This is a genomic window from Campylobacter sp. IFREMER_LSEM_CL1097 (assembly GCF_025772225.1).
Classification (GTDB): Bacteria; Campylobacterota; Campylobacteria; order Campylobacterales; family Campylobacteraceae; genus Campylobacter_D; species Campylobacter_D lari_D.
Window position 1 is genome coordinate 1 of record NZ_JAKMRT010000014.1, and the last position, 16052, is coordinate 16052.

A 16052-nucleotide genomic window follows, 5' to 3' on the forward strand; every position below is an offset into this window, starting at 1 on the left:
TAGTGGTGTCCCGTGTTGGATTCGAACCAACGGCCCCCTCCTTAAAAGGGAGATGCTCTACCGGCTGAGCTAACGAGACAATCAAAAAATGAAATTATGCCAAAAGAATATTTTTTTGTCAAGATCTAAAATAAAAATTTAAGCATATTCTTAAATATGCTTAAATTTAAACGATTAAGCTAAGTCCAATGACACTTTTCCATTTTTAATTTCTGCCACCTTAACCTTAACCTCGTTACCAATTTCTAACTTTTCCTTGAATTTAGAATTATGCAATAAACCATCTACGCCATCTCTAAGTTCTACAAAAACTCCAAATTCTACAACTTTTTGAACTTTTCCTATAAATTCTTCTCCGATATCAAATTTAGGCACTTCTTTTCTATCGCGCTTTTTATTAGAACCTTTAGAATGAACTAAATTTAATATATATTCTTTGCTTTGAGAAATAAAATCATGATTAATTCCTGCTATTTTAACCTCACCTTTATCTCTATCTAAGTCAATATTAACTTCAAATTTTTCTATAATCTCTTTTATAGTTTTACCACCTTGGCCAATAATATCAGGGATTTTATTTGGATCTACATTAAAAATTTCAATCTTTGGTAAAATTGCTTCATTAACAACTATGTTTTGATTGGCCTCTTCCATTAATTGTAAAATGTGCTCCCTAGCTTCTTTTGCTTGATATAAAGCCTCTTTTAAAACTTGTTGCTCTATACCGCCAAGTTTTATATCCATCTGCAAAGCAGTGATTCCCTTGTAACTTCCTGCTACTTTAAAATCCATATCTCCATCATGATCCTCAAGACCCATAATATCTGTTAAAATAGCATATTTTTCATCTTCAAAAACAAGTCCCATTGCCACACCTGCCACTAGTTTTTCACTTTTTACCCCTGCGGCTCTTAAAGCCAAAGCACCACCACAAACAGTAGCCATAGAACTAGAACCATTACTTTCTAAAATTTCAGACACTAAACGAATAGTATGAATATAATCCGTATCAATACTAGGATGTAAAGCTCTTTTTGCTAAATTTCCATGCCCTAACTCTCTTCTACCTGGAGCTTTTATAGGAGTAGCCTCACCTACGGAAAAACCTGGAAAATTATAATTTACCATAAATTTTTCGCATATAGGATTTTTTTCTGTTAGTAAATCTGACATTTGCGCATCATTATCACTTCCCAAGGTAGCTATAACTAAAGCTTGAGTTTGCCCTCTAGTAAAAAGACACGATCCATGTGCATTTGGCAGAATATTTGTCTCTATATCTATCTTTCTAACATCTTTCAAGCCTCTACCATCCGCCCTTTTATTTTCATTAAGAATTTGACTTCTAACAAGTTCTCTTTTGCACAAATATAAAGCTTTCTCAATATCTTCAATTTTCCATTCATTTTCAATAGCACTAGCTTCATTTTCAATCTCTTTTGCTATTTGTGAAATTTCACTTGCTCTTTCACTTTTCGCCATTTGGTTAATTGCAATTTTAAGCTTTGAGATATAGGAATTTTTAATAAAATCAACAATTTTGCCACCATCTGTTTCTATTTTAAATTCAAGTTTGGAATTTTTTCTATAAGCAGCAAAAACTCTTTCATATTCATTAGAGCCACGCAAAATCGCATTACCTGCAAATTCCAAAGCCTTTAAAACATCATCCTCATTAAGCTCATTCATATAATGTTGACCATTTTGTTTGTTTGCTAAAGCTCTCATTTCTATCATTAAAAGCTCATCTTTAACACCCGCCACATAAAGGTCTAAGGTGCTATTTTTTAATTCACTATTGCTTGGATTTAAAACAAATTCATTATTCATACGACCTATTCTTACACCACAAACTGGCGCTTTTATAGGAATATCACTTAAATATAAAGCAATGCTTGCGGCATTTAAACTCATCACTTGCAGATCTACTTCAGGATCAGCAGAAAGAACCATTACTACAATTTGAGTTGGATAGGCATAGCCTTTTGGGAAAAGAGGTCTTAAACTTCTATCTATAATCCTTGCACTTAAAGTTTCATTATCACCTGGTTTAGTTTCTCTTTTTACATAACCACCTGGAATTCTTCCTGCTGCATAAGCTTTTTCTATATATTGTACCGTAAGAGGTAAAAAATCCTCTTCTACCATTTTTTCTTCTCTAGCAACAGTTGCCAAAACTACAGCATTTTTTTCTTGCATTAAAACTGCACCTGCTGCTTGTTTTGCAACCTTATTAGTCTCAAATATTTCAAGATGATTATTAATATTTATTTCATGTCGCATGATTTTTCCTTTAATATTTTCATCATAGGCAAAAACCAAATAAGCTTTTTAAATTTTAAAAATTAAAACTTAAAAAGCCTGTTTTTGTTTTGCCTATAAATTTATATCTAAACAACCGATTGTTTAGATATAAATTTATCTCTTTAATGGAAGATAATATTTACTTTCTTCTAAAATATCTAAAATTTCATGAGCTTGCAAAATCGTTTTATTTTTAAAATAAAACTCAATATTCACAAAATGATCAATTTTTTGCACACAATAAACCTCATCTACAAAAACACCGATATATTCATATACATCACTTGGCATTAAAGCAGTAGCATAAACAATACTATTTACTTCTTCTTTTAACAAACTTTTAATACATGAAGAAGCAGTAATTCCACTTTCGCAACCTTCATGCAATATTAAAATATTTCTCCCTTTTAAATCCTTTAAAAGATTTCCTTTTCTATAACGATACACATTTTTTAAAATTTTTTCTTCGTAGGTTCTATTGGCTTCACCATAAATATAATCTAAACTTATATCAAAAGCTTTAATTAAAGCCTCATTATAAACCAACTCCTTTGTTTCACTAATCATAGCTATTTGACATTCATCATTATTAGGAGCTTTAATTTGTTCTGTAAATAAAAAATCATATGGAATTTCTAATTTTTGTGCTAGTGTATCAACAAAAACTATCGATTTTAAAGAAGGTGTAATAATAATATAATCTTTTAGTTTGTTTAATGGTAATATATCATATAATTTCTCAAGTGCATCTTTTTCATCTTCAAAAAATATCATATCGACCTTTCATTTTCCTCTAAAGAAAAATCATAAGATACTCCGCCTAATGGATAAAAATTAAACATAAAATATACACCACTTTGATCTTTAGCACTAATACCACCACTTGTAAGTTTAGGTGAAATATCTTTGCGATACATCAAAGAATAATTCCAACATTTTCTTTGATAAGTATAACCTATCTCCCATTTTTCAGGATCTTTGTTCAAATCAAACCACAATCCACCAAAAATTTGATAATTAGTATTTATATCATATTGGGCTTTAGTCCCTATAAAATTATATTTTTCATTCTCATACATTCTATAAGCATGGTTTAAACTAATCTTCCATTCACCATAATCAAACAAAGCTTCACTAAAAACCTTATCAAAACGATTATCAGCTCCAGAATATTCAGCTTCATTTCTTAAACTTATATAATCATTGTAAAAATATTCTACAACATTATCAAAAGCACCAAAGCTACCTTCTTTAGTAAAGTATTTAACCTTCAAGTTATGATATAATTTTTTTTTGCCTAAAGTATTATAAAAATACTGATACATTGAAAAATTAAGTTGCTCAGGATCATTTTTTAACTCTACAAAATCTTCAGTGATTTCACCCGATTTAGCTCCAGGTAGAAAATAATTAACCCCTAAATATAGAGTATGATAAAAATTTTCATATGGCTTTGAAAGATCTGTATATAAAGAAAAATTATGAGAATTTCTAAATAAATGTTCTTGATTTTTAACATCTGTATTAGAATAATCTACAAAATTTGCATATATCCTTTCTGTGAAAGCAAAATTTAAAAAATCATCAAAAAAACTCGTATGATAAATTAAAGGTAAATCAAAATCTAAAGTTTTAGCATAAATACCCGTATGTCTATAATACCTATGAAAAGAAGCATCCAAGCTATATTGTATATAATTATCAAAAAATCCATTTAAATATCTATGATATTGAAAAGATGGATATTCTTGTAAAGTATCTTTATTGCTAATTTTAGAAGTGTCTATATAATACTTTGCATAAGCACCATAATAATTATCATCATCTGATAAAAAATAATTTATTTTAGAAGTAACTAAAGAAGCTTCGGTTTTTGTACTAGAACTTAAATTCATATAATCAACATCATTTAAATAAGTAGCATCAACCCATAAACCCTCTTGAAATTCTTCACCTAAAAGACTTTTAAATAAAGATTCATTTGAATATTTAACCTCTAAACCATAGTGTTCTTTATTTTTTAAATTTTCTTCTCTTTTATAACTTGATTTTTCGCCAAAAATACCACCGCTAATTTCACCTTGAGAATAAGGGGTATCAATAAATCTTAAAGTTGAGTATAAGCCATAACCTCTTTTTGTTCTAATCTGAGGTTCAAATTGAACGTCCGCATTATCATCAATAACATAATAAATTGGCTGATTATAATATAGCCCTTCACTTTGTTTTAAAACCACTTGGGGAATTAACAATCCGCTTTTTCTTTTAGTATCTACACTAAAACCAAAATAAGGTAAATACATCACCGGAACATTTTTTACATATAATCTTGCATTATAAAGATGTAAAAAATTACTCTCTTTGTTTAATTTGCCTTCATCAAAACGAATTTCCCAATCAGGATTTTCAACATTACAACTAGATACAACAGACTTTTTACTCATTACAAATTTGTCATCAATTTTAGCTTGATGACATTGTAGCCAAACCTCCAAATCATTATTTGAAAAAAATAAATTTTTAAAAGCTGTAGCGTTATCTTTTAAGTTAATCTTTGTATAAGTAGAATTAGTTCTTTCTTTTTGCCCCCTTAAGATATTAACATCTCCAAAAAGCTCCAAATCTTTTGTTGTTTCATTAAATTTAGCCTCGCTTGCAGTTATCAAATAAAAATCAGATACCACAACTACATTATTTTTTGCCTCTATGATATCATTTTTTTTAACAACATCCAAAGCATAAATATCTACTTTGGAAGCATATAAACTTCCTATGCAAGCTAAAGAAAGTAATATTTTACGCAAGATCTATCACCACTGTTTTGGCCGCATAATCATGCCAAGTTTTTAAAACGATATTGCTTAAAGCCCAAGCAAAACCCAAACCATATAACATATCACTAATTTGCCTTACACCTGCTCTTAAAGCACTTTGAATGAAATTTGGTTTATCTAATAAGTTTTGATCAATAACCATAATCTTCAAAAGCATTTTTCCTAAAGTTGCACCATATAAATATGTAAATAAACTATGATATGTAAATTGCAAAATTAAAGTTCCACCAGCAAAACGTATTAAAAGATTGTGAATTTCATCATAAGTTTGCATAGAACTAATCTTATCAAATAAAATAATACTTACAATAGCTAAAATCACAAAACTATCAACAATATAAGCCAAAAATCTTTTTTTAAAACTTGCTATTTTTAGCTCTTCTTTTTCTAGTTTGTCAAATAATTCTTGATTTGCACTCATTTAAGAACCTGAAAAGCAATATCTTTTCTATGTTGTTTTCCTTTAAAATGAACATTATCACAAAGCATATAAGCATTTTTTTGCGCTTCTTCAATACTTTTTCCAGTTCCTACACAAACTAATACACGACCACCACTAGCATATAGTTTGTTATTTTCTAAAATTACTCCAGCATAAGAAATATGAGAATTTTGCGGAATTTCTCCTATATCAATTAATGCTTTTGGAGAATCTTTATAAGGATAGTTTTTACTTGCACAAACCACACCTACTGCAAATTCATCTTTGATTTTTATACGAGTATTTGCAAGATTTTTATTCACACATGCTAAAAATAAATCCAAAGGATTTTCTATCAAAGGCATCAAAACTTCGCACTCAGGATCACCAAAACGCACATTGTATTCTAAAACATAAGGTTTATTATTTACAACCATCAAACCTATAAACAACACTCCAACAAATTCAGTACCCTCTTCTTTCATACCTTTAAGAGTTGGTACTACTATATCTTTTTTTACTTGCTCTAATAAATTTTCACTTGCTAAAATACTTGGAGCATATGCACCCATTCCTCCTGTGTTTGGTCCCTTATCATTATCCAGTAATCTTTTATGATCTTGTGCAGCAGGTAACAATATAAAATCATCTCCATCACAAACTGCAAATACACTTAATTCAAATCCGTTGAGATATTCTTCTATAACAACAATCTTACCAGCTTCACCAAAACTCTCTCCGCTAAGCATATTTTTAGTAGCCTCTAAAGCTTCTTCATGGCTTTGAGCAATAATCACACCTTTGCCCGCACACAAACCATCTGCTTTTACCACTATAGGAGGAGTTAAACTCATAATAAATTTCTTAGCTTTCTCATAATCTGTTGTATTTAAAAATTTAGCTGTTTTAATTTTATATTTTTTTAAAAAACTCTTCATATAAGATTTTGAAGCTTCAAGCATAGCAGCAGCTTTAGTAGGACCAAAAATAGCAATATTATTTTCTTTAAAAAGATCTACTATACCCTCTGCTAGAAAATTTTCACTTCCAACTATACAAAGATCAATCTCAGATGCCTTTGCATAAGCTGTAATAACCTTAGGATCTTTCATATTAAGATTTGTTCCTATTTTAGCGGTAGCACCATTTCCTGGTGCAAAATAAAATTCCAAATTATCATTTGTTTTTTGAAGAGCCAAAGCGATAGAATATTCCCTAGCACCGCTTCCTAATATTAAAATTTTCATTATTTTCCTTAAAATATCAAAACCCAAATGGCCGGAGTATAAGTGTCTGACCCTCAAAAAGTCAAAGTATGCCATTAGGTGATTTTTAAAGGCTGCAGCTTCTCGCTTTTTTTCAAAACTCAAACGAAGTCACAGAACACGGTAAATCACACATCACAGCTTATAATTAATGTGTTGGATCCTCTTTAATACCATATCGAACCATTTAGGCATTCTAATTATAACTAAGAAAACTTAAAAATAGGGTTTAAAAGGATTTTTATAAAATTTTGAATTTAGTTTTAGAGTCCTTTTTTAAAAAATACTTTCCCTCTAAAATAACATCAGCAACAGATGCCCAAATAGTTTTTTCATCTACATAAACTATATCAAATTCAGTATTTTTCATCAATCCTTGATAATTTACTTTTTTAGGTGCATGCTTAACAACATAATAAGGATTCATTGCAAAAATTTGGATTTTCATATTAACATATAAATCAGGATTGGAAGTAACTATTAAAAAACTTTTTTCACATTCTTTTCTTACTTTTTTAACATAAGAAAGCAATAATTGATCATTTGGATTTAGTGCATGTTTATTTAATCTATTTAAATAAAGTTCAGCAAAAGAAAGAGTGCAGAAAGAAATTTCGCTTGCAGTTTTAAAATAAGAATTTTTTATACTTGTTGATTTTAAAGATTTTTTCCAAATTTCTATATCTAATTTTGTAGCACATATATTTAAACCTTGTTTAATTTTCTCAAAAAGTTTCTCTCTAGCCATATTAAAACTATTATTAAAAATGGTAAGGTTTTTTTCATAGAAAGACTTTCTCATTGCCTCTAATTTTTCAATGCTTTTTGTAAAATAATCTACTTCATTTTTTATTTCAACAAGCTTTTGTTTTTTACTTTGTATCATTTCTTCAAATTCTTGTCGTTTTTTGCCACTTTCTGTTTCTATTCTCGCTTGTTTTGATTTAATATCTGTAATCAAAGTACTCATTTGGCGATCAAGTGCTAATTTTCTATTTTTCCTATTGTCGATCGAAGCAAGAAGGGCTTGATAATGACATTGATGAGACAAAAAGACCTCATCATACAAACGCTCCATGTTGATATGTTTTTGTTTATCTTTCATATCTTTATAAGCCATTTCAAGATGTACTATAATATTTTTCATAGCAGAAAAGTCAGCTTGGTTAATGGTATTATCTGAAAAAAGCAAAGTATCCAAAGCTTTATGTAAAAAACGCTTCATAGCAAAAAAATCTATAATATATGGCACCTCATCTGTATTAATATCTTTCACAGCATTGATTGATAGTGTTTCATTATAAAAATACCTTTGAATGGCTTGTGGGATAGTCAAATTTAGAGTAATCTTATCAAGATTATCATAATCAGTTTCTCTATAAAGCTCTTGAACATAAGCATCACGCCTTGTTAGTCTTAAATCCTCCAATTCATCATCACTATCTGTTTTCCAAAAATCTCTTTCTTTGATAAAATCATTATCTCCAAATTCTTGAAATTTAGAAGGTCTTAAATCTGTAATATGCTTTCCATCGGATCTAAACTCAACAAACATACCAACCGTTGGCATGCTTCTTTTATCGTGCCAAGCATGTTTGTTAAATTCAAAAAATGTTTTTGCAAGATTAATTACTGTTCCTCTTCCAGTACCATCCACATAAACCATTATTTTTCCATGCATATCCAAATCCTTGATCTAAAGAAAAATTAAATTCTTATTTTAACTTTGTTTTCATAAATTTACAATAATATTTTAAAATTTATTAAAAATAACTATCTTAGGTATTTAATCTATGTTTTTATATCAATACTTTAAAAATCCAAAGCAAACAGGAGCATTTTGTGCAAGCTCAAAAAAACTAAGCAAACTCATAACCTCTCATGTCCAACATGCAAAAAATATTATTGAAATAGGACCTGGAACAGGAAGTTTTACCAAATATATCCTTAAGCAAAAAAATCATGATGCAAGATTTTTTGCAGTTGAAATTAATCCACATATGGCAAAAAAACTACAACAAAATATAAAAAATATAGATTTAGAAATTAGATCAGCGGAATTTCTACCTGATATGTTAGAAAAAAGAGCAATCAACAACGCGGACTTAATTATTTCTGGAATTCCTTGGGCTTTATTAAATTCCAAAGAACAAGATTTATTATTAAAGTCCATTCATGAAGTTTTAGAGGAAAATGGTTGCTTTGCAACATTTGCATATATACTGCCCACGCCAAAAGGAAGAGCTTTTAAGAAAAAACTTTTTACTACTTTTAGCAAGGTAGAAATTTCACCTATCATTTGGCAAAATCTCCCTCCTGCTTTTGTTTATTTTTGCACTAAATAACTATTCCCATTCAATAGTCGCTGGCGGCTTACTAGAAATATCATACACCACACGATTAATTCCTTCTACTTCATTAATAATACGGCGTGAAATATTTTCTAGTAACTCATAAGGTAAATGAGAAAAAGTAGCTGTCATACCATCACTTGCATTCACCACACGCACACAAACTGCATTATCATAAGTCCTATTATCTCCCATTACGCCAACACTTTGCACATTTAAAAGCACGCAAAAAGCCTGCCATGTTTTATCATACCAACCACTGCTTTTTAATTCTTCAATCAAAATCACATCAGCTTTTCTCAAAAACTCCAAACTAGGCTCATTTACTTCACCCATAATGCGTATAGCAAGCCCTGGTCCCGGAAAAGGATGACGATAAACTACATCTTTACTCAAGCCAAGTTCTATTCCTAAAGCTCTTACCTCATCTTTAAAAATTTCTTTTAGAGGTTCAATAAGTTTTAAATTCATCTTTTCAGGTAACCCACCCACATTATGATGAGATTTTATGGTTTTACTAGCTCCTACAACCGAACTTTCAATAATATCAGTATATAAAGTTCCTTGTGCTAAATATTTTACATCTTTATGTTTTTTAGCTTCTTCTTCAAAAACTTCTATAAAGGTATTTCCTATAATTTTTCTCTTTTGTTCAGGATCCCTAACACCTGCTAAGCGACTTAAGAAAATCTCCCTAGCATCAATACTAATTAGATCAATACCTAAAGTATGTCTAAACATATATTCAACTTGCTCTTTTTCACCGCTTCTTAAAAGACCATTATCAACAAATACTACTACCACTTGATCTTTTATCGCACTTGCTAGTAATGCAGCCACTACACTGCTATCAACCCCACCACTAACAGCACATAATACCTTATCATTACCCACTTCTTCTTTAATTTTTTGCGCTTGAGTTTTTGCAAAAGATCCCATATTCCATATACTATCACAATTACATGCATACTTAGCGAAATTTTTTAAGATGCTTTTTCCAAACTCACTATGTTGAACTTCAGGGTGAAATTGTAAAGCAAAAAATTTACGCTTTTCATCTCCAAATACACAAAAAGGACTATTTTCGCTTGTTGCTAAAACCTCAAAACCTTGTGGTAAATTTTCTACCTTATCAGAATGACTCATCCATACCGTTTGTTTTTTAGGTAAATTTTTAAACAAGTCACTATCATTTTGAATATCTATAGTTGCTTTGCCATATTCTTTATGACCTGCTGGAGCTACATTTGCACCAAAATGATGTGCCATAAGTTGCATACCATAACAAATTCCTAAAACTGGTATATTTAAATCAAAAACACCTTTATCACAAAAATAAGCATCATTTGCATATACACTAGCCGGTCCACCGCTTAAAATAATACCCTTAGGCTCTTTAATTTTAATCTCATCTAGACTTACATTAAAAGGTAAAATTTCTGCATATACGCCCTGCTCTCTTAATCTTCTTGCAATGAGCTGTGTATATTGCGAACCAAAGTCCAAAACCAAAATATCTGCTTTTTTCATCTAACTCCTTTATAAATTTAACAATTGAAATTGTACATACCAAACTATAATAGATACTATATATCCAACTAAAATCGTCCATACATATTTTAAATGAGAGTTAAAAGTATAAATTCCCTTCATTTTTCCCATTACCCCCACACCAGCTGCTGAGCCAAAGCTTATTAATGATCCTCCAATTCCTGCTGTAAGAGTTACTAAAAGCCATTGAGTATCATCCATACTTGGATTAGCTTTTAATACCGCACTCATAACCGGAACATTATCTACAATAGCAGATAAAAATCCTACGCCTATATTAATACTAGTAGCTCCAAATTTTGTATAAAGATCGGAAGCATAAGCAAGCCATCCAACAAAATGTAAAGCGCCCACAGCAGATAAAATTCCAAAGAAAAATAATAAAGTATCCATTTCAATACGCGTCATATAATGAAAAATATTTAAATCTTTTTTACCTTGTTTTCTATTGAAAAAATACATATATAAGCTGAGCAAAGAAAGACCAAAAATCATACCCCACATTGCAGGCAAATCGCAAATACTATGGATAAAAACTGCTAAAGCGATAGTTAAAAAACCAAGCACAATAAATACTTTACCACCTGGTTTAATTTCAACTTTTTCTAGATTATCTTTATGAAAATTTGGCTCAACATCAGGCACATAACGCGATAGCAAATAAGCCGTAAGAAACCATCCAATAAAAGAAGCAGGAAAAAGAGCAAAAAATTCAAAAAAGGTAGCTTTTTTTGCCGTCCAAACCATCAAAGTAGTAATATCACCAAATGGCGACCAAGCTCCACCAGCATTAGCTGCTACTACAATATTTATAGCACCTGGGATTAAAAATTCTTTATTATGTTTATCTATAGTTAAAAGCACAGTAGATAAAATCAAAGCCGTTGTAAGATTATCTGCAATCGGAGAGATAAAAAAAGCCAAAATTCCTGTTAGCCAAAATAATTTTCTATAAGTATAACCCTTGCTTACAAGTTTGTATTTTAAAGTTTCAAAAACCGATCTTTCTATTAATGCTTCTATAAAAGTCATTGCTGCTATTAAGAAAAACACAATTTGTGCGATTTCCAAGATAAGATGATTAACACTTTCTTCAAGTATTTGCGTGTCTAAATCATTTACTACCATATATATACCAATGACAATAAAAGAAAATGTTCCTATAAATAAAGCAGGTTTAGTTTTATTGATATGATATTTTTCTTCCGCTGCTATAAAATAATACCCCAATACAAAAATTATTAAAACACTTACACCTAAAACACTAAAAGCTAAATTTAATTCATGATTTTGATTTGCTAGTAAAAAACTAGCACCAAAACAAAGTAAAAAAAATATTCTGTTCATATTTCACTCTCCAAAGATTGGAATTTTTTTATTTCCTTTACACTGCCATTATTATCTTTTATCTCATAAAATGGAGGAGCTTTATAACCACATGCACTTAAAAATATTAATAAAAAAAATGTTACAATAATTAAATGGAAGTTGAAAATAAAATTAAAACAAGTCATGATGTTATTGATATATTTGCTAATTCTGAAAAATATAAACATTATAGACCTTTAAAAGCACTTTTGCAATATAAAGAGTTTTTAAAACTGTTTAACCATAATCACCAACAAATGATTACTAAACTCTTTATAAAAAATAATACTTTAATTATTTTAGTTAAACACCACATTGCATATATGGAGCTTAATCACGATAATACCAAAAAAATGATTAAAAGTCTCATAAAAAACTATATTTTAGCTAAGCCAATGAGTAATTTTGCTAAAGTGGAAAATATAAAAATACTTAGCGACAAAAACTTTATATCCAAAAACAATACTTTTAACGCACATAAAAAAACTCATCTAGAACTTTCTAATGGAAATTTTAAAAACCATTTTGAAAATCCTATTTTATATAATAAATTTGAAGAACTACGAAAGCTTATAAAAAATGCTTGAAAATGAACTCAAAACCTTGCCTAATTTACCTGGCGTGTATCAGTATTTTGATATACAAGGTAAGCTTTTATATGTAGGTAAAGCCAAGAATTTAAAAAACCGCGTTAGAAGTTATTTTAATTTCACTCCAAATCTTTGCCCAAATCCTAGCAATAGTTTAAGAATTCAAAAGATGATTAGCCAAACACATCATTTAGAATTTATTACCACAAAAAGCGAGGCTGATGCTTTAATACTAGAAAATTCTTTTATAAAACAATTACACCCAAAATACAATATATTATTAAGAGATGATAAAACCTACCCTTATATTTATATAGACTTAAATGAAGATTTTCCAAGATTTGAAATTACAAGAAAAATCATCAAAAAAAATAAAATAAAATACTTTGGTCCATTTTTTAAAGGCGCAAAAGAGCTTTTAAATGCTTTATATTTATCTTTTGAGCTAAGACAAAAGAAATCTTGCAAAGAACTTTGTCTTTTTTATCAGATTAAGCGTTGCAAAGGTCCGTGCGAGCAAAAAATCTCTAAACAAGAATATGAAAAAATTATCCAAAAAGCCACACAAGCTCTTTTAAATCCCTTATCTTTAACAAAAAATTTAGAAAATAAAATGCTTGAATACGCAAAGAGTGAAAACTACGAAGAAGCAGCTCTTATAAGGGATCAAATTAAAACAATTGAAGATTTAAGTGTAAAAATACAAATAGACCTTGCAAAATTAGAAGATTTTGATATTTATGCTATTTATTGCGAAGAAAACATACTCTCCATGGTGCGTTTTGTAATAAATAATGGTAAAATCATTAGTTCAAACCATAAAATACTAGCTCTTAATAATCAAAACGAATTTGACTTAAATGCAATTTATAAACAATATATTCTAGAAAATTACACACAAGAATCTCCAATAAAATCAACTCGTATTTATACACACAAAGATTTTGAAGACATGAAGCTACTGCAAGATCTACTCAGCGAGAGATTTTCTAGAAGATTTTACCTTAAATCGCCAAAACTTGGTGAAAAAAAATCCCTGTGTGAGCTTGCTCTAGAAAATGCAAAAATAAACATACAAAAGCATTTAAAAAATGAAAATTATTTATTTTTAAAAGAATTAAAAGATTTTTTCAATCTGCAAAATTATCCCAATCATATAGAAATTTTTGATAATTCTCATATGCAAGGTGATGCAATTGTAGGTGCTTTAGTAACCTTCAAAGATGGGAAATTTGATAAAAGCTCTTATAGACACTATCATTTATCTTATAAAAATGATTATGATCAAATGCTTCAAATCCTTAGTAAAAGAGCTTTATCCTTTGATAAAAATCCACCGCCTGATTTATGGCTGATTGATGGTGGGAATGCCTTATTGAAACTAGCAAATGATATTATTAAAAGTTCTGGAGCAAATGTGGATATTTTAGCTATATCTAAAGAAAAAATAGATGCTAAAGCTTATAGAGCAAAAGGAAGTGCAAAAGATAAAATTTATACTCAAGAAGGAAAAATTCAACTTTCTACCGATGATAAAAAATTGCAATTTTTACAAAAATTACGCGATGAGGCACATCGCTTCGCAATTAGTTTTCACCAAAAAACAAAAAGAAAACAGGACCTACAAAGCTCTAAGCTGATACAACTTGGAATCTCTCAAGGTTATATTAAAAAATTTTTAGATTATTATGGTAGTTTTGATAAAATCAGTAAAGCCGATTTTAATGAATTAAAATCACTTTCTAATATAAAAATAGCCAAAATAATTAAGGAAAATTTATGATATTTTTTATTAGTTCTTTAACTTTGATTTTATGTTTTTTCAATTATTATTTTTTATATCCAATTGATCAAAAATTATTCTATATTTATACCTCTATTAGTATTTTAATATTTATCGCTACATGTATTTATTTAATCATAAAAAATCAAAAACTTAAAAAAGATAATATCATTATTCAAGAAATAGAAAAATTTTTAAAAATATCAAGTTCAACCTCTTTAATAGATCTAAAAGAAAAATTAAAAACATCATTTGAGCTAACGCAAAAACAATTGCAAGATCAAAAAATACAAAACAAACTTTTACAAAAAAACTTGCAATATCTTATTCAAAGTTTTAACTATATGGGATTAGAAAATTCCATTGCACTAAAACCGATTTTAAAAAAATATCAAATAAATACAAAAACAAAAAATATTATTTTTAAGAATATCCACGCATGCATTGTAAATGATGATATGATTGAAAATTTTTTATTACAATGTATTTTATTAGATATAGGCATTAGTAGTGAAATTTTTGATGATTTTCAAAAAGTAGAAAAAAAATATTCCTTTATTATTTCAAAGAAGAAAATAAAAAATACGCTAAACTACACATTTGTAGATGTCAATGTCAAAGATCTTATCAATTTTTTAAGTACAAATTTTAAAGAAGAAAGTTATCAAATAGCAAATTTATACAATGTATTGATTTTTAAATCTTCTAGTTTTGAAAATAATCTAATTTTAAATATAACCAATCAATTTTGCTCAAATAATCAAATCGTAGATAGCCTAAGTGATTTTAAGAACGCTTTAAAATTAAATTTTAGATTAATTTTGGTTGATTATGAAGTCATAAAGTTCGATATTTTACATTTTACTCAAATACTACATGAGTATAAAATACAAAATTCACAAAATAAAATTTTACTTTTTACCAAAAATAGAGTTAAAAATTGCGATTTTGCTGATGAAATTATAAATGACATTAGCAAAAATGAATGGATAATTTTACTTAAAAAATATATCAATCAAGTTTAGTTCTATGATTAATAGCCTTATGTAAAGATATAAAATCGACATTTTCCAAACTAACACCGCTTGGAATACCTTGGGCTATTTGGGAAAAACTCAAATTTAAATCCTTTAATTTTTCCTCTATAAAAAAAACTACAGCGTCTGAATTTAAGCCTTGAGTAAAAGCGAAAAAAATTTCTTTAGTATTTTTGTTTTCAATCATTACTCTTAATTTAGTAATATTTTCTTCGTTGGTATTTTCTAGTACAAAATAAAGCCCATCATAGCTTTTACTATCTTCTAAAATTAATACATCTTTAGGATCTTGCACTATACAAATAATATTATTATTTCTTTCTATATCAGAACAAACTTCACATAATTCATTTTCACTTAAAGCCCCGCATTGTATACATTTTTTAATTCCTCTAATGGATTCTTCAATACTATAAGCAAGTTTAGAACCTAACAAAGGATCTTTTATACAAACATGATAAGCAAGTCTTAATGCGGACTTTTTACCGATAGTAGGCAATGCAGAAAATGCATTTACTAATTCATTAAATTTTTCTAAATCTTTCAAG

At 28.7% G+C, this 16052-nt stretch carries 13 protein-coding genes and 1 tRNA gene; 4 read left to right on the top strand and 10 right to left on the bottom strand.

The window, feature by feature from the left end:
* Positions 1–3: 3 nt before the first annotated feature.
* The 7 genes from L8W64_RS06575 to L8W64_RS06605 form a co-directional block, all read right to left on the bottom strand.
* Positions 4–79 (bottom strand) — tRNA-Lys (locus L8W64_RS06575).
* Positions 80–174: 95 nt separating this feature from the next.
* Complete coding sequence (locus tag L8W64_RS06580; protein ID WP_263673246.1) at positions 175–2283, bottom strand: polyribonucleotide nucleotidyltransferase; 2109 nt, start codon at positions 2281–2283, stop codon at positions 175–177.
* A 135-nt stretch (positions 2284–2418) separates the two neighbouring features.
* Positions 2419–3078, bottom strand: a complete 660-nt coding sequence (locus L8W64_RS06585) for a phosphoribosyltransferase (RefSeq protein ID WP_259443367.1) — start codon at positions 3076–3078, stop codon at positions 2419–2421.
* Positions 3075–5111: an LPS-assembly protein LptD gene (locus tag L8W64_RS06590; protein ID WP_263673273.1), complete on the bottom strand. Its 2037-nt coding sequence runs from the start codon at positions 5109–5111 to the stop codon at positions 3075–3077. Before L8W64_RS06590 ends, L8W64_RS06585 begins: the two co-directional genes overlap by 4 nt.
* A complete protein-coding gene (locus L8W64_RS06595) occupies positions 5101–5559 on the bottom strand; it encodes an RDD family protein (protein WP_133319881.1) in 459 nt (152 codons plus the stop codon). Before L8W64_RS06595 ends, L8W64_RS06590 begins: the two co-directional genes overlap by 11 nt.
* Positions 5556–6806 (bottom strand): phosphoribosylamine--glycine ligase, encoded by a 1251-nt coding sequence (purD, locus tag L8W64_RS06600; protein WP_263671703.1) that lies wholly within the window; start codon positions 6804–6806, stop codon positions 5556–5558. The genes L8W64_RS06595 and purD overlap by 4 nt, the downstream gene beginning before the upstream one ends.
* A gap of 259 nt (positions 6807–7065) precedes the next feature.
* A complete protein-coding gene (locus tag L8W64_RS06605) occupies positions 7066–8505 on the bottom strand; it encodes a hypothetical protein (protein WP_133319879.1) in 1440 nt (479 codons plus the stop codon).
* 112 nt (positions 8506–8617) lie between these two features.
* Here L8W64_RS06605 and L8W64_RS06610 point away from each other — a divergent pair, with 112 nt between their 5' ends.
* Positions 8618–9169 carry a class I SAM-dependent methyltransferase gene (locus tag L8W64_RS06610; RefSeq protein ID WP_133319878.1) on the top strand — a complete coding sequence of 184 codons (552 nt, stop codon included), beginning with the start codon at positions 8618–8620 and terminating at the stop codon, positions 9167–9169.
* Here L8W64_RS06610 and guaA read toward each other — a convergent pair whose 3' ends face one another.
* Together guaA and nhaD are read right to left on the bottom strand one after the other, a co-directional pair.
* Positions 9170–10705: a glutamine-hydrolyzing GMP synthase gene (gene guaA, locus L8W64_RS06615; protein WP_263670360.1), complete on the bottom strand. Its 1536-nt coding sequence runs from the start codon at positions 10703–10705 to the stop codon at positions 9170–9172.
* 9 nt (positions 10706–10714) lie between these two features.
* Positions 10715–12073 carry a sodium:proton antiporter NhaD gene (gene nhaD / locus L8W64_RS06620; protein WP_263670359.1) on the bottom strand — a complete coding sequence of 453 codons (1359 nt, stop codon included), beginning with the start codon at positions 12071–12073 and terminating at the stop codon, positions 10715–10717.
* A 134-nt stretch (positions 12074–12207) separates the two neighbouring features.
* Between nhaD and L8W64_RS06625 the strand changes: the two genes are divergently transcribed.
* From L8W64_RS06625 to L8W64_RS06635, 3 genes are read left to right on the top strand one after another with little or no spacing between them, the layout of a single operon-like run.
* A complete protein-coding gene (locus L8W64_RS06625; RefSeq protein WP_263673248.1) occupies positions 12208–12681 on the top strand; it encodes a hypothetical protein in 474 nt (157 codons plus the stop codon).
* Positions 12674–14467 carry an excinuclease ABC subunit UvrC gene (gene uvrC, locus L8W64_RS06630; protein ID WP_263673250.1) on the top strand — a complete coding sequence of 598 codons (1794 nt, stop codon included), beginning with the start codon at positions 12674–12676 and terminating at the stop codon, positions 14465–14467. The genes L8W64_RS06625 and uvrC overlap by 8 nt, the downstream gene beginning before the upstream one ends.
* Entirely contained in the window at positions 14464–15492 is a 1029-nt protein-coding gene (locus tag L8W64_RS06635) for a hypothetical protein (RefSeq protein WP_263661659.1), read from the top strand. The genes uvrC and L8W64_RS06635 overlap by 4 nt, the downstream gene beginning before the upstream one ends.
* Here L8W64_RS06635 and recR read toward each other — a convergent pair.
* Positions 15479–16051, bottom strand: a complete 573-nt coding sequence (recR, locus tag L8W64_RS06640; protein ID WP_263671696.1) for a recombination mediator RecR — start codon at positions 16049–16051, stop codon at positions 15479–15481. The genes L8W64_RS06635 and recR overlap by 14 nt on opposite strands.
* Position 16052 lies beyond the last annotated feature (1 nt).